This window comes from Martinezella sp. CNPSo 3732 (assembly GCF_057784515.1).
Map to the genome: position 1 here is coordinate 19,073 of NZ_JBXSOO010000004.1, position 20,457 is coordinate 39,529.

The following is a 20,457-nucleotide window of genomic DNA, read 5'->3' on the forward strand; positions in this document are numbered from 1 at the left end:
CACCTCACCCGCAAGGCGCCGGGAGCGTCAATCGTCGGAGTAACGCTGCTCCCGCCACGGATCACCATACATGTGGTAGCCGTTTTTCTCCCAGAAGCCGGCCCTGTCCGCACCGATGAGCTCGATGCGGTTCAGCCATTTGGCGCTCTTCCAGAAGTAAAGATGCGGCACGACGAGGCGCATCGGGCCGCCATGTTCGACTGTCAGCGGCTGGCCTTCCCAGGCGGTCGCGAGGATCGCATCCTCGGCAGCGAAATCAGCAAGCGGCAGGTTGGTGGTATAGCCGTCATAGCTTGTCAGCAACACGTGCTGTGCCTCGGCCGTCGGCATGGCAAGATCGAGGAGATCACGCGTCGAAACCCCTTCCCAGCGATTGTCATAGCGCGACCAGGTCGTCACGCAATGGATATCGCTGACGCGGGTGCTTTGCTCGATCGCCTGGAAAGTCGCCCAATCGAGGCTGAGCCGATTTTCCACGAAGCCGATCACATCGAGCCGCCAATTCGACAAAGAAATCTGCGGCTGCACGCCGAGGTCGAGCACCGGCCAATTCTTGACGAGATGCTGCCCCGGCGGCAGCCGCTCGGTCTCGGGCCGACTAATGCGCCCCGTCAAAAACTTGCCCTCCGCCGCCCAGCGGCGCTTAGAGGTGGTGAGCTTGCTATCGGCGGGGATTTGGTCGTCACTCATGCCGGTATCCTCTCTGCTGAACAGAAATAGGATGACCGAGCTGGGCAGGTGTCAAGTCAAGGAACGGCGGATAGCCGACTATATTGCCGCGATGGCGATATAGAACAGCTGCGTCTTGCCCGAGATCGGGTGTCGCTCGGCACCGCCGTTGGAAATCAAAAGGCAATCGCCCGCAGCTAGCGCCATGCCATCAACCTCGGCACTGCCCCGATGGCAAAGAACAAAGGTGGTCCCGCTCTGGAAGGTGATTTCCTTATGTCCATCTATGGCGACGCGCCGCACCGAATGTGTGAAACGTCCCCGGCGCGTCATCACGTTGAGATCGGTGATCGTGCCATCAATCAAGGTCGCCGAGGTCGGCGCGTCGGCTGCAAAGGATAGCGGTTCGCTGGCCTGCGTCAGGCGGTCGGGCGCGCGCCCCTCGATGAAGAGGATCATGCCCTCGCCTTCAAGAATAGATAGCGTACGATCGATGCCCGGAAAAACCGAAAACGGCCCGTCCGTGGCAACGGTTGCCATGCTGACGCGCCAGTCGAAGTCGGCAAGCCCGGCGCCCTCGGGCGAAATGGCGATCTCCACCGTTTCCCCGCCGCCGTTTTTCCAGGGCATGCGACGGTGACTATCGCTGCGGAGAAGCGTGATTTTCGGCGTTGTCATCTAATCATGTCCCATCATTGCAATTCGATTCAGAGTAAACTAAGTTTAGTGGACTAAGTCCATTCGGAGCCTGCTATGGAAACCGTCAACATTCACGAGGCGAAAACGCATTTGTCGCGGCTGATCGAAAAAGCCGCCAAGGGCGAAGCTTTCATTATCGCCAAGGCGGGCAAGCCGATGGTGAAGGTCGTGCCGATCAAAGAGAAAGAGGCGCCAAAGAAGCGTCGCATTGGTTTTATGGATGGCCAATTTACCGTCCCCGAAGACTTCGACACGATGATGGCCGATGAAATCGAAGAGATGTTTTATGGGAATCTCAACGATTTCAAAGACATCAAAGAAAAATGAGGCTTCTTGTCGATACGCATATTCTGCTTTGGATGACCGGTATGTCCCAACGATTGCCGGAGAAAGCCCGCAATCTGATTGAAGATATCGACAATACGATTGTATTTTCGACCGTCAGCATATGGGAAGTGGCAATCAAGACCGGACGTGCTCGGGCAGACTTTACCATCGATGCCCGCAAGCTTCGCGAAAATCTGCTCGAAAATGGCTACCAAGAACTCCCAGTTCTGGGTGAACATGCAACTGCGGTCGCGGATCTGCCTGATATTCATAAGGATCCTTTCGACCGAATTCTTGTTGCCCAAGCCTTCGTTGAAGGCCTTTCCCTGATAACCGCCGACAAGACCGTCGCAAGCTACGGCGGCCTTGTGCGGCTGGTCTAGGCCTTAGTTCCCCAGGATGGCCGGCAGGCGCAGGCCCTGCTGCTTAGCCCAGTCGAGTGCTATGTCATAGCCCGCATCGGCGTGGCGCATGACGCCGGTGGCCGGGTCGTTCCAGAGAACGCGCTCCAGGCGCTTGGCCGCATCATCCGTGCCGTCGGCGCAGATGACCATGCCGGAGTGCTGGCTGAAGCCCATGCCGACGCCGCCGCCGTGGTGCAGCGATACCCAGGTGGCACCCGATGCGGTGTTGAGCAGGGCGTTGAGCAGCGGCCAGTCGGAAACGGCATCCGAACCATCCTTCATGGCTTCCGTTTCGCGATTCGGTGAAGCGACCGAGCCGGAGTCGAGATGGTCGCGGCCGATGACGACGGGAGCCTTCAGCTCGCCATTCCTGACCATTTCGTTGAAGGCGAGGCCGAGACGATGGCGATCGCCGAGGCCCACCCAGCAAATGCGCGCCGGTAGGCCCTGGAAGGCGATGCGCTCGCGCGCCATGTCGAGCCAGTTGTGCAGGTGCTTGTTGTCGGGCAGCAACTCCTTCACCTTGGCGTCGGTCTTATAGATATCCTCCGGATCGCCCGAGAGAGCAGCCCAGCGGAACGGACCGATGCCGCGGCAGAACAGCGGGCGGATATAGGCCGGCACGAAGCCCGGGAAGGCGAAGGCGTTTTCGAAACCCTCTTCCTTGGCGACCTGGCGGATATTGTTGCCGTAATCGAGCGTCGGCACGCCGGCATCCCAGAAGGCGACCATGGCTTCGACATGCACCTTCATCGAGGCGCGGGCGGCAGCTTCGACGGACTTCGGATCGCTCTCGCGCTTGGCCCGATGTTCGGCCACCGTCCAGCCGATCGGCAGATAGCCGTTCAGCGGATCGTGGGCAGAGGTCTGGTCGGTGACGATATCCGGGCGCGGGCCGCCGGCCTTCATGCGCTTCACCAGCTCGGGGAAGATTTCGGCGGCGTTGCCGAGCAGACCGACGGACTTGGCTTCGCCGGCCTTCGTCCACTTGTCGATCAAAGCAAGCGCTTCATCGAGCGTCCTTGCCTTCTCGTCGACATAGCGGGTGCGCAGACGGAAATCGATGCGGGTTTCGTCGGATTCAACAGCGAGGCAGCAGGCGCCCGCCATGACGGCCGCCAGCGGCTGTGCGCCGCCCATGCCGCCGAGACCGCCGGTCAGGATCCACTTGCCCTTGAGGTTGCCATTATAGTGCTGGCGGCCGGCTTCGACGAAGGTTTCGTAGGTGCCCTGCACGATGCCTTGCGTGCCGATATAGATCCACGAGCCGGCCGTCATCTGGCCGTACATGGCGAGGCCCTTCTTATCCAGCTCGTTGAAGTGATCCCAGGTTGCCCAATGCGGCACGAGGTTGGAGTTGGCGATCAGCACGCGCGGCGCATCCTTGTGGGTGCGGAACACGGCGACCGGCTTGCCGGACTGCACGAGCAGCGTCTCGTCTTCGTTGAGCGTCTTCAGCGTCGCAGCGATACGGTCGAAATCGTCCCAGGTGCGGGCGGCGCGGCCGATGCCGCCATAGACGACCAGCTCGTTCGGGTTCTCCGCAACGTCCGGGTCGAGGTTGTTCATCAGCATGCGCAGCGGCGCTTCGGTCAGCCAGCTCTTGGCGTTGAGCTCCGGACCACGAGGCGCCCGGATTTCGCGGATATTATGGCGTGGATTGGTCATGTCACATCTCCAAGGAGGGCAGGATGTCGGTTGAAATCGAGGCATTGAGGGCGCCGGAAGCGATGAGGTCGCTGGCGGCCTTGAGGTCGTTTGCCATGTAGCGGTCCTCTTCCAGCGACGGCACGGCGGCGCGGATCGAAGCGATGGCAAGGGTCAGTTCCGGGCTGGTCGTCAGCGGCGCGCGCAGCTCGACGCCCTGGGCGGCGGTCAGCGCTTCGATGCCGATGATGCCGAACAGATTTTCGGTCATTTGCAGCAGGCGGCGCGCACCATGGCAGGCCATGGAAACGTGATCTTCCTGGTTGGCGGAGGTCGGGGTCGAGTCGACCGAGGCCGGATGCGACATCTGCTTGTTTTCCGACATCAGCGCGGCGGAGGTCACTTCGGCGATCATCAGGCCGGAGTTCAGACCGGGCTTCTTCGCCAGGAAGGCCGGCAGGCCGTAGCTGAGCGCGGGGTCAACGAGCAGTGCGATACGGCGTTGCGCGATCGCGCCGATTTCGCAGACGGCGATGGCAATCTGATCGGCGGCGAAGGCGACGGGCTCGGCATGGAAATTGCCGCCGGAAATGACGGAATTGTCGGACAGCACGAGCGGATTGTCGGTGACCGCATTGGCTTCGATTTCAAGCGTGCGGCCGACAGAACGCAGGAGGTCGAGGCAGGCGCCGTCGACTTGCGGCTGGCAACGGATGCAATAAGGATCCTGCACGCGCTCGTCGCCCTCGATATGGCTCTCGCGGATTACCGAGCCAGCCAGCAAGCCGCGAAGGGCGGCGGCGGTATCGATCTGGCCCTTATGACCGCGCAGCGTATGGATATCCGGATGGAACGGGGCGGAAGAGCCCATGGCCGCATCCGTCGACATCGCGCCGGTAATGAGAGCGGCCTGGGCGGCACGATGGGCACGGAAGAGGCCGGCAAGCGCAAGCGCGGTCGAGACCTGCGTGCCGTTGATCAGCGCGAGGCCTTCCTTGGCGGCAAGCACGACCGGCTTCAAACCGGCCTTTTCGAGCGCCGCCGCGCCGGAGAGCTGCTCACCGGCATAGAAGGCCTCGCCATGACCCATCATGACAGCGGTCATATGCGCGAGCGGCGCCAGATCGCCGGAAGCGCCAACCGAACCCTTTTCGGGGATGACGGGCACGACGCCCTTTTCAAGCATGCCTTCGATCAGTCGTACCAGCTCCAGCCGCACGCCGGATGCGCCGCGGCCGAGCGAAATGAGCTTCAGCGACATGATGAGGCGAACGACGTTCTCAGGCAGCGGCTGCCCGACGCCGCAGCAATGCGAGAGGATGAGATTGCGCTGGAGCGTGGCGACATCGGCGCTGTCGATCTTGATCGATGCCAATTTGCCGAAGCCGGTGTTGATGCCATAGACGGGCGCGTTGCCGGCAGCGATTTCGGCGATGCGAGCAGCTGCCTTGGCAATGCCGGCATCGAAGGACGCATCGAGCTTCGCCGGCTCACCGCTCCAATAGATCGTCGCCAGCTGTTGCAGCGAGACGGAACCCGAATGGAGAACGACAGTCATCGGTTGAACCTCTTTCCCTTGAAAACATGTGCATGGAGCGGATTGAAGCCGATGCGGTAGACCAGCTCCGCCAGGCTTTCGACATCCCAGATGGCAAAATCGGCCGACTTGCCGGCCTCGAGCGTGCCGGTTTCGGAGAGCAGTCCAAGGGCGCGGGCGCCTTCGCGCGTCGCGCCGGCAATGCACTCCTCGACCGTCAGGCGAAAAAGGGTGGCAGCCATGTTCATGGTCAGCAGCAGCGAGGTCAGCGGCGAGGTACCGGGATTGGAGTCCGTGGCAATGGCGATCGAGACGCCCGCATCACGCAGGGCCTGAACCGGTGGCTTCTGCTTCTCGTTGATGGCATAGAAGGCACCTGGCAGCAGCACGGCAACCGTGCCAGCCGCAGCCATCGCCTTGACGCCATCCTCATCGAGATATTCGACATGATCGGCTGATAACGCACCATAAGAGGCGGCAAGCTTGGCGCCGCCGAGATTGGAAAGCTGTTCGGCATGCAGCTTCACGGGAATGCCTAGCGATTTGGCAAGATCGAAGACGCGGGCGATTTCCGCGGTCGAAAAGGCAATCCTCTCGCAGAAGCCATCAACAGCATCGACAAGACCTTCGGCGTGCGCCTGTTCCAGGCCGGGCAGCACGACATCAGTGATATAATCGGCGTTACGTCCCTTGTACTCCACCGGGGTCGCGTGCGCGCCGAGATAGGAGGTGACGACGCGAACCGGGCGAACTTCGCCGAGCTTGCGTGCGGCCCGCAGCATCTTCAATTCGGATTCAATGTTGAGGCCGTAGCCCGACTTCACTTCGATCGTCGTTACGCCCTCAGACAGCAGCGTATCGAGGCGCGGCAAGGCAGCGGCAACAAGCTCGCTTACCGAAAGTGCCCGCGTCGCGTTGACGGAGGAGACGATGCCGCCGCCGGCGCGGGCGATCTCTTCGTAGCTCGCGCCTTCCAGCCGCATCTCGAATTCACGGGCGCGATTGCCGCCATAGACGATGTGCGTGTGGCAATCGACGAGGCCAGGGGTCACCCAGCGCCCTTCGAGATCGATGATTTCAGCGCCTGATGTATCGGGCAAGTCGGCTTCATGGCCGGCGAAGACGATACGGCCGCCCCTGGTCAAGATCGCGCCTTTCTCGATCGCGCCGAGCCGGGCCTCACCCTCTTTCAAGGTCGCAAGGCGAGCATTGCGCCAGACACGGCCTGCCGCGCCGTCTTTCTCGCCATCTTCGGAAAAATTATTCCCACCCATCAGCTTTACGCCTTTCCTCATTGGCTCATAATGTATATACATAATCGAAAGGCTGACAAGAGGGATTTTGGACTCTGCGTCCGAAAGGAAAGGGTGAGACCATGATGAGACTTCACGCACGCACGGCTTTGCTTGGCGACGGATGGCACGAGAATGTGCGACTGACCCTCGCAGACGGCCAGATCACCGAGATCGCGACCGATGTCGCTCCCGAGGCCGGTGATGACAGGCAGGATGTTCTTGTTCCGGCGATGCCGAATCTGCACAGCCATGCCTTCCAGCGCGCCATGGCCGGCCTGGCCGAAGTCCGCGGCCCTGCAAACGACAGTTTCTGGAGCTGGCGCACGGTGATGTACAAGTTCGCTTTGTCGATGACCCCGGACCATGTCGAGGCCGTCGCAGCGCAGCTCTATATGGAAATGCTCGAAGCCGGCTTTTCCCGCGTCGGCGAGTTCCACTACCTGCATCACGACAAGGACGGCAGCCATTATGCCAATATCGCCGAACTGGCCGAGCGCATCGGCGCCGCCAGCACTGAGACCGGTATTGCGCTGACGCTGCTTCCTGTCTTCTACGCCCATTCCGGCTTCGGCGGCGCCGCTCCCATTGACGGCCAGCGCCGCTTCATCAATTCAATCGAGAGCTTCGAAGCCCTCATGGCCGGCTGCCGTACGGTCGCCAGCCGCCTCCCCGGCGCCGAACTCGGCATCGCACCGCACAGCCTGCGCGCCGTCACACCGGAAGAGCTGGCCAAACTCGTGCCGATCGCCGGCGATGGACCGATCCATATCCACGTCGCCGAGCAGGTGAAGGAAGTCGAAGACTGCATCGCCTGGTCGGGTGCCCGCCCAGTGCAATGGCTGCTCGACAACGCTCCTATGAACGAGCGCTGGTGCCTGATCCACGCCACGCACATGACCGAGGATGAAACCCGCCGCATGGCAAAGAGCGGTGCTATCGCCGGCCTTTGCCCCATAACCGAGGCTAATCTTGGCGACGGCGTTTTCGCTGCACCGCTCTTCCTCGAAGAAGGTGGTCGTTACGGTATTGGTTCGGATTCCAACATCCTGATTTCGGTGCCTGAGGAGTTGCGGCAGCTCGAATATTCGCAGCGCCTGGCGCTGCGTGCCCGCAACGTTATCGCCGAAACCGGCGGTTCGACCGCCCGCATGTTGTTCGACGGCGCTCTGGCTGGTGGTGGTGCGGCTCTGAAGGCACCAGCGGGCCTTGCCGTCGGCAACCATGCCGATATCGTTTCGCTCGATGTGAGTGCCGTGCCCTACCTCTCCGGCGACCGTATTCTGGATCACTGGACCTTCGCCGGCGGCGTCAAGGTCGATGGCGTATGGGCGCTGGGCCGCAAGCAAGTCGAAGGCGGTCAGCATATCAAGCGGGAGGCAATCTCTGCGCGATTCCGGCAGACGATGGCCGAGCTGATCGCTTAAAAACCGCTTTTCCTCCCCTAGATTGGCCTCTAAATAACCTGCGGGAGATCCCATGTCTCACACGGAACAGACGGACGGTATGACCACAGGCAAAGAGGCGACCCTCCATCAGCGCATCCTCAGCGATATCGAGGGCCGGATTGTCTCCGGCGCCTGGCCTCCAGGGCATCGCATTCCGTTCGAGATGGACCTGGCGGAGCACTATGACTGCTCGCGCATGACGGTGAACAAGGTGCTGACCCAGCTTGCCCGCGCCGGCCTGATCGAGCGGCGAAAGCGTTCGGGCAGTTTCGTCACGCATCCGCAGGCGCAATCCGCCGTACTTGAGATTCACGACATCAAGTCCGAGGTCCTGTCGCTCAACCTGCCCTATTCGCACCGACTGATAAAGCTTGCCGAACGGCGTGGACGGTCGGAGGACGCGCGCAGGCTGCAGTTCGTCGGCTCCATCCCCGTGATAGAGATCACCTGCATCCACTACGCCGGTCCGCGCCCCTTCTGCCTGGAAAATCGCGTCATCAATCTCGACGCGGTGCCGGAAGCAGCGACGGCAGATTTCGAGACATTGCCGCCGGGCCCTTGGCTGCTCAACCAGGTGCCATGGAGTACCGCCGAACATCAGATCCGCGCCATATCGGCCGAAGGCGACGCGGCCGTCAACCTCGATATTCAAAAAGGGACGGCATGCCTCGTCGTCGAACGGCGCACCTGGAGCGCCGCCGGCCCGATCACCCACGTTCGCCTCACCTATCCTGGTGATCGCCATAGCCTCGTGGCGCGCTTTACGCCGGCAAGCTGACCATTTCCCAGCCCCGCTTTAAGGACGCTGGGGCGAGTCTGTCGGCGGCGGAATGAGGCTGTCGGATTGACGGATAGGCTGGTGAGGATCGACCAGCAGGATACTGAGCGCAATCAGAACCAGTGCCAGAATCAGGAGGATTCCGATCAGAAGCGGACGAATCGCGGTCATTTCGTTCTCCAATCTCCCCAGCCCAGCGCCAAGCGCGATAGGGAATTCGAGATAACCGGCGCAGTCTAACGGTAAATGTTAAGCAATGCTTGATGTTCCGCGAAATAATAGGCCTTTTCCAGTAATTTCTGCCCACGCCGGACGAGACGACAATCTCACGCTTGTTTGAATGGCGAGTGATGGAAGCGCCGCATAGGATCGCGATGTAGATGGCTTCAAAGCCGTTCTTCGGCCTCCTGCCCCTCGTCCAACCTTCTTATCAAGCACGACCGGGGCATGGCTCGGCCGATATCTCAAGGGAGACTCCACCCATGGATCGCAAACGTCTGATCGCGGCTGCGCTGATGCTCTCCGTCGCCACGCTTGCCGCTTTTCAAAACGCCGAGGCCGCCGAGCGTGTAAAGGTGCGCGGCATCGTGGAAAGTCTCGATGGCGATACGCTCAAGGTCAAGTCCCGCGACGGCAAGGACATTACAGTTGCGCTGAAATCCGGCTGGAGCGTCGGTGGCGTCGTTAAGGCCGCGGTCAGCGACATCAAGCCCGGCGATTTCGTCGGCATCGCCTCGCAGCCGACCGATAGCGGCATCAATGGCGCGATCGAAGTCGTCATCTTCCCGGCTTCGATGAAAGGAACGGGCGAAGGCGACCGCCCCTGGGATTCAGCGCCGAATGGCTCGATGACCAATGCTACGGTCACCAATGCCGTGACCTCGGTCAGCGGCCCGACATTGACCCTCACCTACAAGGGCGGCGAACGCAAGATCAAGATCCCGGATGGAACGCCCGTCGTGACGCTGACATCAGCAACGAAAGCCGATCTGAAGCCCGGCACCGGCGTCTTCATCACTGGCGAGCAAACCGGAGAGACCACAGTCTCCGCCAACCGGGTTGCCGTCGGTCTCAACGGCACGGTGCCGCCTATGTGATCGCTTCGAAAGCCGCAGGCAGCCGGGCAATCTTGAATTCGATCGCCAAAAGTAATACCTCTTTTCGAGAGGGTATTACCGAGGAAGAGATGAGTACGACCGTAACGGCAAAAGGACAGGTGACGATTCCCAAGGCCGTCCGCGACATGCTCGGGATCGGCCCCGGAAGCCAGGTTGATTTTCGCCTGATGTCCGATGGCAACATCGTCCTTGTCCCGGTGGATGCCCAGAAGCAGGCTAGCCGATTCAGCAAGTTCCGCGGCCATGCCGGCAAGGGTATGACCACGGATGAAATCATGGCTTTGACGCGCGGCCAAGATTGAGGTGATTTTCGTCGATTCCAACATATTGCTGGATATTATCACGAATGATCCGGTGTGGTACGGCTGGTCGCTCTCGCAACTCGACGCCGCAAGCTTTCTCGGCCCCTTATGCATCAATGATGTCGTATATGCCGAAATTTCTGTCCGTTACGACAGGATCGAAGATCTCGATTATATGCTTGCCGAAACCGGCCTCGACATAGTGCCGATCCCGCGGCCGGCACTTTTCCTCGCCGCTAAGATCTTCTCTCAATATAGAAAATCAGGTGGGACACGCAGCAGCGTCCTGCCTGATTTCTTTATTGGCGCCCACGCAGCTGTCAGCGGCCTGCCTTTGCTGACGCGCGATACGAAGCGCTTCCGGACCTATTTCAAATCGGTCACGCTCATCAGCCCTCAAGGAAACTGAGACGAGACGGAACAGGAAATCCTGTTCCGCCACATGCAGCATCACCTTAATTGCATCGTCCGACCTATGGTCGGGTCGCTGAGTTGCCGGCGATCCTGCTCGCCGAATGGCTTAGATCTAGCAACTCCTTTTCCCTCATCAATGTCGGCGAACGGCTCATACGCCCTCTCGTCGGCTCGACGCGATATGATGACGGCCGATAGTTATTCGCCCACATGCCGCATGGCGTCGGCCAGCGAAATGTCCGACTTGATCTCCCGCGTCGACATCGAGGTCACCGTATGCCGGACGCCCGGCAGCCGGTTCAGCTCCTGCCGTAACAGCCGGTCGAGAGCAGCCATGTCGGTCGCCAGGATATGGAGGAGATAATCGGCCTCCCCCGTCGTCGCATGGCAGCGCCAGATCAGCGGATGCCGGCGCACGGCCGCTTCGAAGGCATCGAAGCGCTCGACGTCGATGGAGACCTGCACGAAAGCCTCCAGACCGAAGCCGAGGCGGGCGGGGTCGAGAAGTGCCCTGTATCCGCGGATCACACCAGCCTCCTCCAGCGCCTTCACCCGCTTCCAGCATGGCGTCTTGCTGAGGCCGGCGAGTTCGGCAAGTGTGGCAAACGAGATGCGGGCATCGGCCTCGAGGGCTGCGACGATCTTGTGATCCAAAGCGTCTAACTCCATCGTTCTCTCCACAGCGTCAATACTGCTCGATCGTACTCTATTTATGCGATTCTGGATGACAAATAGGAACAATGTTCAAGCCGAAATTTCGTATTCTGCAGGAAGAGCAAACATGCTTAGCGGCCGAGAGCCGGAACAAAGGGAACGAGGATGCAGAAGAAAGATTATTACGCGCGCATCGAAGCGCCCGAAATGCGCGACTACGGCGTCTACCTGCAGTGCGACAAGCTGCTGGCCTGTCAGAAGCCGTTGAACGGCATGGTCAACGGCGACGAACTGCAGTTCCAGATCATCCATCAGGTCGAAGAACTCTGGATGAAGCTGATGGCCTATACGCTGGTCGATGTCATTGCCTTCATGGAGGAGCACAACACGCATCGCGTCGTGACGCTCATGGGCCGCGTGCACCGGATCATGCGCATGATGACGACCCAGCTCGATCTTTTGGAAACCATGTCCCCGAAGGAATATCAGCAAATCCGCCTGCAGCTCGGCAATGGCAGCGGCCAGGAATCACCTGGCTTCGGGTTTCTGCTGCGTATGCCGCCGGATCTCTGGCACGCCTTCAAAGCGAACTATCTCGATGCCGCCGGCCTGACGGTCGAAGATATCTATGACGGCAAATACGATCACGGCGACAGCTATGTAGTCGCCGAAGCGCTGGTCGAATATGACGAACTGTTCCAGAAGTTCCGCGCCAATCACATCTATCTGATCCAGCGTTCCATCGGCCTCGGCTCGAAATCGTTGAAAGGCCGTCCCGTCGAGCTACTGCAGGCCGGCACGCGCCATCGCTTCTTCCCCGAACTATGGGATATTCGCCACGAAATGACAGATCGCTGGGGTGGCCAATATGGTGTCATCCGCGATTCCATCTCCAAGCACGACGCCGCCGACTAGGCGCTGAGCAAAGCCGGCATTCCGCCGCCCTCACCATGCGGCGGAAGCTTTCCGGGCGACAGCCGGCTCTTGCGAGAACCCGCAGTCGCGCCTCGGCGCAGCAACCAACATCAAAGGCCGCTGCGATTTTGGTCCCTCATAGGCTTTCAGCCGATGATCGATGGCCGCACCGGCCGGCAGCAACGCGGCCCTCCACCATAACGGTCCGGTCATCCGCATCCTTTCCTTAAAATCCTTCTGATGGCTTCGACACCCGAGCCTCCCTTGGCGCTCGACTCAAGGAGCCGGGACGCGCATTTTGATGCTACGAAATGCAAAAACTATGAAATATAGCCTATTGCATAAATTTGTTGCCTGGCATATTTGTTTAGTAACTCGCAATCCGATCCTCCCCGGAGCCACGTAAGCATGACGCAAATTCAGGAGGCCGCTGAGCAGCGGCGTGCATGGAAATTCGCTGATTCCGTAGAGGATGCCCGTCCGAGCCTTCCCGAAGTCAATGCCACGGTTAAGGTTCCTCATGGCGGCAGCTGGATTCGGCGCCTGATGGCTTTCGTCGGTCCCGGCTACATGATCTCCGTCGGCTATATGGATCCCGGTAATTGGGCGACCGATCTCGCCGGCGGCGCACAGTTCGGCTATACGCTTCTCACTGTCATCATGCTGTCAAACCTGATGGCGATCCTGCTACAGGCGCTGTCGGCAAGGCTCGGCATCGCCACCGGCCGCGATCTCGCCCAAGCCTGTCGCGATCACTATCCGCGGCCGGTCAATCTGGCACTTTGGTTCGCCTGCGAGCTCGCCATCATCGCCTGCGATCTCGCCGAGGTTATCGGCACGGCGATCGCGTTGCAGCTGCTCTTCGGAATTCCGCTGATCGGCGGCGCGCTGATCACCGCGCTCGACGCCTTTTTGTTGCTGCTGCTGATGAGCAAGGGCTTCCGCTACCTCGAAGCTTTCGTCATCGCGCTGCTGACCGTCATTGCCATCTGTTTCGCCATCCAGATCGCCGCGGCGGCACCGCCGGTGGCGGCGATTCTCCGAGGCTTTATCCCCTCGCCCGAAATCGTCACCAATCATGAGATGCTCTATATCGCCATGGGCATCATCGGCGCGACGGTGATGCCGCATAATCTCTACCTGCACTCCTCCATCGTGCAGACCCGCGCCTACAAGCGCACGGAAGAGGGTCGCCGCGATGCGATCAAATGGGCAACGATCGACAGCACCGTCGCCCTCATGCTGGCGCTCTTCGTCAATGCCGCGATCCTGATCGTCGCAGCCGCCGCCTTCCATACCAGCGGCCATTCCGATGTCGCCGAGATCGGTCAGGCCTACGAGCTGCTGTCGCCGCTGCTCGGCCTCGGCATCGCTTCGACGCTTTTTGCCGTCGCGCTGCTCGCCTCCGGCCTCAACTCCACCGTGACGGCGACGCTTGCCGGCCAGATCGTGATGGAAGGCTTTCTCCGGCTCAGGATTCCGCATTGGGCAAGACGGCTTTTGACGCGCGGCCTCGCAATTATTCCGGTTGTGTTTGTGACCGCTATTTATGGTGAAAAAGGCACTGCGAACCTGCTCGTGCTGAGCCAGGTCGTTCTCTCCATGCAACTGCCCTTTGCCGTCGTTCCACTGGTGCAATTCGTCACGAATCGCGAGAAAATGGGTAGTTTCGTCGTCTCTAGAAGCATCGCCATTCTATCCTGGATAGTTGCCGCGATCATCTTGGCGCTGAACTTCAAACTGCTCTACGACACCATCTTCGGTTGACGAATCATCTTGAACGCGCGAATCTCGCCCTGTGGACGATCACGGCAGTTAACTGACTCGTAATATTTGCCTAGATTTTGCCATGATTTGCCCTAGTTTGGGCCCACCGCAATCTGCAGGGTTCCTCACTTCATGGCCGAAAGTCCATTGCGCGTTCAATTTCCTGCAGAGGCTGCGATTCAGGCGCGGCCGCATCACGATTTTCATATTCCATTTCTGCCGCGCTCCGCCCATCTTCGCCACCTGATCGTCATCGGTCTCGCAGGCACTGCGTCCTTCGGCCTGCTCGCCACCGTGCTCTATCCCTTGCTGGCGCGTCACACGATCGAGCGGGCAACGCCGGTGGGCACGGCCCAGCTCGCGCGCCCTCAGCCAGCCATGCGCAAGGCCAGCCGGCTGGCCGCAAAACAGCGTTTCGACGGCGCCCGCTTTGCGCAGGTGGCCGAAAAATTATCCAGTGGTGAAACCCGCATCTTCACCTATCATCGCACGACGCTGGTCTTCAAATCCGACGAAGCTGCTCTGGCGCGTGACGGCGGGCTCGACATCAACGCCTCCTATGGCGAGGAGCGCGCTGACAATGTGGCATTTTCGCCGCCTTCACTTTCCGATATCCGCCACGGCATCTATCCGCAAACCACGCATTATGATGCCGTGCGCCGCTCTCGCTTTCCGGTTCGCGGCGTGCCGCTGAATGTCAGCGTATCGCGCGCAACGACCGGCGAAGCCGGCCGCGAGTTTCACAGGCTCGTATCCATGCCGAAGGACAAGCAGGATCTGCAGGACATCCTGGCGTCTGCGGGCCTCGGCAGCGACGCCGGCGACGAGCTGCAGCGCGCCTTGGAGACCGATACCGTTTCCCCCGGCGACAGCCTGGAACTGCTGCTTGAGAAAAAAGGCACCAATGCCCGCCCGAAGCTGATCATGGCCCGCCTCAGCGGCGACAAGACGCCGGAGCGCGTCGTTGCCCGCGACGATGCCAACGGCTTCGTCCCGGTGGCCGATGACAGGCTGTTTTCGATGCTCTACAGCGAAAGCCAGGCCGATGCTCCATCCTCGACGGAGGTTGCCGCGGTCGATTTGAAGGGTGTCGACGAGAGCGACGAGCGGGCAGTCAGCAACAAGCTCGAAAGAGCCGGCCTGACCAAGGAATATGCCTCGCAGCTCATCAAGCTCGCCAAGGCCAAGGGCATCTCGCTCACCAGCATCGACGATGCTCCCGACAGCGTCGACCTGCTCTTCCGCAAGGCGGAAGACGGCCGGACCGAACTTATGTTCATCGAATTCCATGCCGACGGCGACACGCATCGTTTCTATCTGCATAAGAATGAAGGCGAAGGCCCCTCGGAATTCTACGACGAGAGCGGCCACTCGATCGCGAAGTCGCTCGTGCACCGACCCGTGCCGAATGGCACGCTTGGTGACGGCTTTGCCTGGCGAATCCACCCCATCCTGGGTGTGAAGAAATTCCACAATGGCGTCGATTTCCGCGCACCGATGGGAAGCCCCATCCAGGCCGCCGGCGACGGCGTCGTCGAAAAGATCTCCTGGGAAACCGGTTACGGCAAATATGTCCGCATCCGCCACGACGGCGGCTACGAGACCACCTATGCCCATATTTCGGCAACGCCGTCGGATCTGCGCGTCGGCCAGCGCGTCACCCAGGGCCAGGTCATCGCCTATGTCGGCTCGACAGGCTACTCCACCGGCCCGCACCTCTATTACGAGCTGCGCGTCAACGGCCGTTACGAAAACCCGCTGACAGCGCAATTGCCCGCTGGCACCAATCTGACCGGCAAGTCCCTCGACAGCCTGCGCTCGCAGGTCAACCATGTCGAGAACATCATGAGCTATCTCGACGTTCCGCCGGCCCGTGAAAATCCGCCCGCCCCGTTCGCCAATTTCGAGCAAGGCCCAAGCTTCGGGCCGAATTCAGGCCCGGACTTCGGACCGAACTTGGGATCGGGCTTTGGGCCGAGCCATTTCGGCGCACCGTCTCCATAGGCCGGCCAGACATCCGCAAAAACGTCCTTCCCGATCCTTGCAAGCCCGATTCCCGCGGGCGGCAATGGCGCCTTGATGTCGAATGCGATAACAATCCTTTTGTGTTTCGCCATGGAGAAGATATCGCCGCGCACTATCTGACGCGATGCCGATATCATCGTGGCACCCTGCAAGGAGCAGAAATTGGCGCGCAAGCCGTTGCCGGAACCAAAGCCTATGCCGCCGAATGAAAGCCGGCGGCTGCGCGCCGATGCGCGGCGCAATTATGACAAGCTGATCGAAGTTGCAGCGCAAGCCTTCGCCAGCCACGGCACCGCCGCCTCCCTGGAAGACATAGCTCGCCGCGCGGATGTTGGTATTGGCACGCTCTATCGCCATTTTCCGAGCCGGGAACATTTGGTGGAAGCGGTTTATCGTCATGAGGTCGAAGCGCTGTGCGCTGCCGCAGAAGAGCTTTCGCGCGAGCGCGCGCCGGATGAAGCTCTGGAAGAGTGGATGAACCGCTTCGTCGGTTACATCGCAACGAAACGCGGCATGGCCGACAGTCTGCGCATCCTTCTCAGCAGCAATTCCAAGCTCTTCACCGACAGTTACGGCCAAGTGCCCATCGTCCTCGCAAGCCTGATCGACCGCGCCGTCGCCGCCGGTACGATCCGCACCGATGTCGATAGTACCGATGTGCTGCAGGCATTGTCCGGCACCTATTCCATGCCCAATTCGCCGGAATGGTATGAGCGGTCCCGCCGTCTCGTACGTCTGCTGATGGATGGATTGCGCTGGGGTGCCCCGAAAACACGAGTGTCGCAAAAGACCTGATAATCGGCAGGACGCTTCCTATATCCCTTTGAAGTGAGATCGTCAGGTGAATCTGGTTCTGCCGCAGCTTATGTGGCTGGCCCCTCACCCTAGCCCTCTCCCCGCTAGCGGGGAGAGGGGACGACAGCGCAAAACAACACGCTGCTCCATTGGGGCGGAAGCGCCTTAATCACCAAAGCCCCCTCTCCCCGCGATGCGGGGAGAGGGTTGGGGTGAGGGGCCATGCACGAAGCTGCGGCAGAACCAAACTCTGCTGACTATTGCTAAGCTGAGGAGAGCAAGAATGTCCGAAAGACCCATTAAAATCCCCGGTCCGGATCATCCAATCACGATCGAGGACAAGCGGGCCCATGTCATCGTCTCCGTCGCCGGCAAGGTTGTCGCCGATACGCATGAGGCGTTGTCGCTCAAGGAAGCGTCCTATCCGGCCGTCATCTATATCCCGCGCAAGGATGTCGATATGTCGTTGCTGGAAAGGACCAGCCACGAAACCTACTGCCCCTACAAGGGCGAATGCTCCTATTACAGCATTCCGGCCGGCGGCGAGCGCTCGGTGAACGCCATATGGACTTACGAAAATCCCTATGCATCCGTCAGCCGGATCAAAGATTACATGGCCTTCTATCCCGATCGCGTCGATTCCATCGATGTGAGAACTTAAAGAGCCAGGCCGCTCGCGGCGTCGAAGACATAGACCTGCTCCGGGTTCACCGAGACATTCAGCGGCTGCCCATAGCGCACCGGTGCTTCGCCATCGACAACGGCCGTCACCTGCTCTCCAGCAAGATCGAAGAGCACATGCGTCTGAGCGCCTGTCGGCTCCACGAGCAAGGTTTGACCCATAAGTGGCGAACCGCCGCTGGCAAGGCTGAGATGCTCGGGCCTGAGACCGATCTTCACGCTCTGGCCGGCCTTCACCTTGCGCTCCCCGGCGATGCGGATCGGCGTGCTGTCCTTCAGCCGTACGGCCGGCGAGCCTTCGACGCCCTCGACCACGCCGTCGAGGAAATTCATGGCTGGCGAGCCGATGAAGCCGGCGACGAAGAGATTGGCTGGCTTGCGGTAAAGCTCGATCGGCGTGCCCTGCTGCTCGATCTTACCCTGGTTCAGCACCACGATGCGGTCGGCAAGCGTCATGGCCTCGATCTGATCGTGGGTGACATAGATCGAAGTGGTCTGCACCTTCTGATGCAGCGCCTTAATTTCCGAGCGCATCTGCACGCGCAGCTTCGCATCGAGGTTGGAAAGCGGCTCGTCGAACAGGAAGACGGCCGGGTTGCGCACGATGGCGCGGCCCATGGCGACGCGCTGGCGCTGACCGCCGGAAAGCTGCGCCGGCTTGCGGTCGAGCAGCTTTGTGAGATCGAGCATGCGCGCCGCTTCATTGACCCGTTGTTCGATTACCGGCTTGGTCTCGCCCGAGAGTTTCAGGTTGAAGCCCATATTCTCGGCGACCGTCATGTGCGGATAGAGCGCATAGGACTGGAAGACCATGGCGATGTTGCGCTCGCGCGGCGTCATGGCGTTGACCACCTGACCGCCGATCGACACGTCGCCATCGGTGATTTCCTCCAATCCGGCGATCATCCGCAAGAGCGTGGACTTGCCGCAGCCGGAGGGGCCGACGAGCGCGATGAACTCGCCATCCTCGATCGACAGCGAGATATCATGGATGACGGTCAGCGCCCCATAGGCCTTGTGGATGTTGTGCAGTTCGACGGATGCCATGTTGTTTGTGCTCCGATGAGAGCAATTCCAGGAAAAGTGCCTAGCGGTTTTCCGCCCGGAATTGCTAAAACAAAGAGATAGAGCGGTTCAGAGTTTCCGTGAAAAGCTGAGCCGCTCCAGGCTCAGGATTTCACGGCGCCGGCGGTAAGGCCGGCAATGATGTGCTTCTGCGCCAGGAAGAAGACGATGACGGTGGGCAGGATAGTCAGCGTGATGAAGGCGAGCACCAGCTCCCATTCCGTGCCGAATTCGCCGCTATAGACCATCATGCCGAGCGGCCAGGGATAGATCGAATCCGAGTTCAGCATGATCAGCGGCAGGATGTAGCTGTTCCAGCTGCCGACGAAGGAAATGATGCTGACGGTCGCAATGATCGGCCGCGAAAGCGGCAGCGAAATATGCCAAAAGAAACGGATATAGCCGCAACCGTCGACAAAAGCCGCCTGGAACAATTCTTCCGGAAGGTTTCGAAAATAATTCCGGAAGAGCAGAATGCTCATGCCGAGGCCGAAAGCCACCTGCGGCAGCACCACGCCCCAATAGGTATTGAGCAGGCCGAGATCGCGAATGCGGATGAAGAGCGGCAGGATGGCGGTGGCGGCCGGGAACATCAGGCCGATGAGAAAATAGTTCAGCAGGAAGTTCGAGCCGAAGAATTTCACATGCGCGAAGGCGAAGGCAGCCATGGCCGAGACCGACAGTGTCAGGAACACGGTGAGAACGGCGATGATCAGCGAATTCATCATCTGCCGCCAGTAGCGGTCGCCGAACAGAATGCCGGTATAATTCTCGAAATGCCACTCGGCCGGCAGGCCGAACGGGTTGGTGCGGAGATCGCCGAGGGTCTTGAAGCCGCCGAGTGCGGTCGTCAGCAGCGGGATCAGCACGATCGCGGCAATGATGGTCAGCGACACATAGAGATAGATCTTCGTGCCGGTGGTCAGTCGAACGGATGAGGCCAGATCAGTCATTGCGCATAAATATCCGTTTGTAGCCGAAGGCGAGGGTGACGCAGATCACGAACAGCACGACGCCGACGGCGCTGCCGAGGCCGACCTGCATGCGAGTGACGCCGAAATTGTAGAGGAAGGTCACCATCGTCTGGGTCGAGTTGAACGGGCCGCCGCCGGTGAGCGGCATGATCATATCGAAGAGCTGCAGCGAACCGACGACCGCGAAGAAGACGGAAAGACGCAGTGTCGAGCCGAGCAGCGGCAGCGTCACGTAACGGAACTTCTGCCAGCCGGTGGCGCCGTCGATCTCGGCTGCCTCGAGCACACTCTTGTCTAGGGATTGCATGCCAGCGATGAACAGCATCATGTGGAAGCCGAAATATTTCCACACGATCACGCCGAGCACGGCGTACATCGCCAGGTCCTTGTCGGCGAGCACATAGGGTGTCGGCGTGCCGAGGAAATGCGCGATCGCGGCAAACAGGCCGTAATCGCCGTCATAGACGAAGCGCCAGATCAGGCCTGCGGCCACTTCGGCCAGCACATAGGGCAGAAAGAAGATTAGCCGGAAGAGCACGACGCCGCGAATGCGGTGCGCCAGCATCGTCGCGAGCCAAATGGCAAGCGGCACCTGGACCGCAATCGACACGACGATGATCAAAGCATTGTTCTTCAGCGACGTCAGGAAAGCGCCGTTCTTGAAGAGAACCTGGAAATTGCGCAGCCCCACGAACTCGGTCGGCGGACCATAGCCGTTCCAGCGATAGAGGCTGTACCACGCTGCTTCCCCCATCGGCAGGATGACGAAGATGGTGAAAAGCAGAAGAGCGGGCGGCAGGAACAGCAGGATAACGGGCAAGCGGCCCCGCGCGGCCGGCGATTTTCGCTTCGCTGCGACCTTCGTTCTTGCGACGGAGGGCATGGCGGTCGTGGCGCTGACATCGGTCATGGGCAGTCTCGACAGTTGCAGTTCAAAGAAAAACCG

The 20,457-nt window shown here is 60.3% G+C and carries 22 protein-coding genes; 12 read left to right on the forward strand and 10 right to left on the reverse strand.

The features are described 5' to 3' along the window. Positions 1–27: 27 nt before the first annotated feature. Positions 28–690: a sulfite oxidase-like oxidoreductase gene (locus AC13RM_RS10845; protein WP_374819549.1), complete on the reverse strand. Its 663-nt coding sequence runs from the start codon at positions 688–690 to the stop codon at positions 28–30. A 78-nt stretch (positions 691–768) separates the two neighbouring features. After that, positions 769–1,347: a HutD/Ves family protein gene (locus AC13RM_RS10850; protein WP_488554926.1), complete on the reverse strand. Its 579-nt coding sequence runs from the start codon at positions 1,345–1,347 to the stop codon at positions 769–771. Between the two features lie 75 nt (positions 1,348–1,422). Here AC13RM_RS10850 and AC13RM_RS10855 point away from each other — a divergent pair, with 75 nt between their 5' ends. Both AC13RM_RS10855 and AC13RM_RS10860 read left to right on the forward strand, forming a co-directional pair. Further along, positions 1,423–1,695 carry a type II toxin-antitoxin system Phd/YefM family antitoxin gene (locus AC13RM_RS10855; RefSeq protein ID WP_374819553.1) on the forward strand — a complete coding sequence of 91 codons (273 nt, stop codon included), beginning with the start codon at positions 1,423–1,425 and terminating at the stop codon, positions 1,693–1,695. Beyond that, positions 1,692–2,078 carry a type II toxin-antitoxin system VapC family toxin gene (locus AC13RM_RS10860; RefSeq protein WP_069611599.1) on the forward strand — a complete coding sequence of 129 codons (387 nt, stop codon included), beginning with the start codon at positions 1,692–1,694 and terminating at the stop codon, positions 2,076–2,078. Before AC13RM_RS10855 ends, AC13RM_RS10860 begins: the two co-directional genes overlap by 4 nt. A 3-nt stretch (positions 2,079–2,081) precedes the next feature. Here AC13RM_RS10860 and hutU read toward each other — a convergent pair whose 3' ends face one another. The 3 genes from hutU to hutI are packed head-to-tail and all read right to left on the reverse strand — an operon-like array spanning position 2,082 to position 6,557. Continuing rightward, the gene (gene hutU, locus AC13RM_RS10865; RefSeq protein WP_374819555.1) at positions 2,082–3,767 is read right to left on the reverse strand and encodes a urocanate hydratase; all 1,686 of its coding nucleotides are present in this window, start codon (positions 3,765–3,767) and stop codon (positions 2,082–2,084) included. 1 nt (position 3,768) lies between these two features. Beyond that, entirely contained in the window at positions 3,769–5,304 is a 1,536-nt protein-coding gene (hutH, locus tag AC13RM_RS10870; RefSeq protein ID WP_374819557.1) for a histidine ammonia-lyase, read from the reverse strand. After that, on the reverse strand, positions 5,301–6,557 hold the full coding sequence (gene hutI, locus AC13RM_RS10875; protein ID WP_374819559.1) for an imidazolonepropionase: 1,257 nt from the start codon (positions 6,555–6,557) through the stop codon (positions 5,301–5,303). Before hutI ends, hutH begins: the two co-directional genes overlap by 4 nt. A 101-nt stretch (positions 6,558–6,658) precedes the next feature. Here hutI and AC13RM_RS10880 point away from each other — a divergent pair, with 101 nt between their 5' ends. Both AC13RM_RS10880 and hutC read left to right on the forward strand, forming a co-directional pair. After that, entirely contained in the window at positions 6,659–8,002 is a 1,344-nt protein-coding gene (locus AC13RM_RS10880) for a formimidoylglutamate deiminase (protein WP_440480126.1), read from the forward strand. A gap of 79 nt (positions 8,003–8,081) precedes the next feature. Continuing rightward, on the forward strand, positions 8,082–8,801 hold the full coding sequence (gene hutC, locus AC13RM_RS10885; protein ID WP_285176927.1) for a histidine utilization transcriptional repressor HutC: 720 nt from the start codon (positions 8,082–8,084) through the stop codon (positions 8,799–8,801). A gap of 18 nt (positions 8,802–8,819) precedes the next feature. On the opposite strand, the gene AC13RM_RS10890 is transcribed toward hutC, so the two are convergent. Then, positions 8,820–8,972, reverse strand: coding sequence for a hypothetical protein (locus tag AC13RM_RS10890; RefSeq protein WP_285176905.1), 153 nt, complete (start codon positions 8,970–8,972; stop codon positions 8,820–8,822). A gap of 311 nt (positions 8,973–9,283) precedes the next feature. On the opposite strand from AC13RM_RS10890, the gene AC13RM_RS10895 reads away from it, so the two are divergent. The 3 genes from AC13RM_RS10895 (at position 9,284) to AC13RM_RS10905 (ending at position 10,630) form a co-directional block, all read left to right on the forward strand. Then, positions 9,284–9,898, forward strand: coding sequence for a hypothetical protein (locus tag AC13RM_RS10895; RefSeq protein ID WP_374819564.1), 615 nt, complete (start codon positions 9,284–9,286; stop codon positions 9,896–9,898). Positions 9,899–9,987: 89 nt separating this feature from the next. Next, positions 9,988–10,221, forward strand: coding sequence for an AbrB/MazE/SpoVT family DNA-binding domain-containing protein (locus AC13RM_RS10900; protein WP_113231389.1), 234 nt, complete (start codon positions 9,988–9,990; stop codon positions 10,219–10,221). Between the two features lies 1 nt (position 10,222). After that, on the forward strand, positions 10,223–10,630 hold the full coding sequence (locus AC13RM_RS10905; protein ID WP_285176908.1) for a type II toxin-antitoxin system VapC family toxin: 408 nt from the start codon (positions 10,223–10,225) through the stop codon (positions 10,628–10,630). Between the two features lie 203 nt (positions 10,631–10,833). Here AC13RM_RS10905 and AC13RM_RS10910 read toward each other — a convergent pair whose 3' ends face one another. After that, entirely contained in the window at positions 10,834–11,304 is a 471-nt protein-coding gene (locus tag AC13RM_RS10910; RefSeq protein ID WP_374819566.1) for an Lrp/AsnC family transcriptional regulator, read from the reverse strand. 150 nt (positions 11,305–11,454) lie between these two features. Between AC13RM_RS10910 and AC13RM_RS10915 the strand changes: the two genes are divergently transcribed. The 5 genes from AC13RM_RS10915 to AC13RM_RS10935 all read left to right on the forward strand — a co-directional run bounded on the left by AC13RM_RS10915 (position 11,455) and on the right by AC13RM_RS10935 (position 17,452). Beyond that, entirely contained in the window at positions 11,455–12,204 is a 750-nt protein-coding gene (locus tag AC13RM_RS10915; RefSeq protein ID WP_374819568.1) for a tryptophan 2,3-dioxygenase family protein, read from the forward strand. A 408-nt stretch (positions 12,205–12,612) separates the two neighbouring features. Next, on the forward strand, positions 12,613–13,971 hold the full coding sequence (locus tag AC13RM_RS10920) for an Nramp family divalent metal transporter (RefSeq protein WP_374819570.1): 1,359 nt from the start codon (positions 12,613–12,615) through the stop codon (positions 13,969–13,971). A gap of 132 nt (positions 13,972–14,103) precedes the next feature. Continuing rightward, on the forward strand, positions 14,104–15,975 hold the full coding sequence (locus AC13RM_RS10925) for a peptidoglycan DD-metalloendopeptidase family protein (RefSeq protein WP_488554927.1): 1,872 nt from the start codon (positions 14,104–14,106) through the stop codon (positions 15,973–15,975). 216 nt (positions 15,976–16,191) lie between these two features. After that, on the forward strand, positions 16,192–16,791 hold the full coding sequence (locus AC13RM_RS10930; protein WP_113231381.1) for a TetR/AcrR family transcriptional regulator: 600 nt from the start codon (positions 16,192–16,194) through the stop codon (positions 16,789–16,791). Between the two features lie 283 nt (positions 16,792–17,074). Then, the gene (locus tag AC13RM_RS10935) at positions 17,075–17,452 is read left to right on the forward strand and encodes a DUF427 domain-containing protein (protein ID WP_374819573.1); all 378 of its coding nucleotides are present in this window, start codon (positions 17,075–17,077) and stop codon (positions 17,450–17,452) included. On the opposite strand, the gene AC13RM_RS10940 is transcribed toward AC13RM_RS10935, so the two are convergent. The 3 genes from AC13RM_RS10940 to AC13RM_RS10950 all read right to left on the reverse strand — a co-directional run bounded on the left by AC13RM_RS10940 (position 17,449) and on the right by AC13RM_RS10950 (position 20,421). Continuing rightward, positions 17,449–18,519 (reverse strand): ABC transporter ATP-binding protein, encoded by a 1,071-nt coding sequence (locus AC13RM_RS10940; protein WP_374819575.1) that lies wholly within the window; start codon positions 18,517–18,519, stop codon positions 17,449–17,451. The genes AC13RM_RS10935 and AC13RM_RS10940 overlap by 4 nt on opposite strands. Positions 18,520–18,641: 122 nt before the next feature. Next, on the reverse strand, positions 18,642–19,490 hold the full coding sequence (locus tag AC13RM_RS10945; protein WP_015341575.1) for a carbohydrate ABC transporter permease: 849 nt from the start codon (positions 19,488–19,490) through the stop codon (positions 18,642–18,644). Next, a complete protein-coding gene (locus AC13RM_RS10950) occupies positions 19,483–20,421 on the reverse strand; it encodes a carbohydrate ABC transporter permease (RefSeq protein WP_374819577.1) in 939 nt (312 codons plus the stop codon). Before AC13RM_RS10950 ends, AC13RM_RS10945 begins: the two co-directional genes overlap by 8 nt. Between the last annotated feature and the right edge of the window lie 36 nt (positions 20,422–20,457).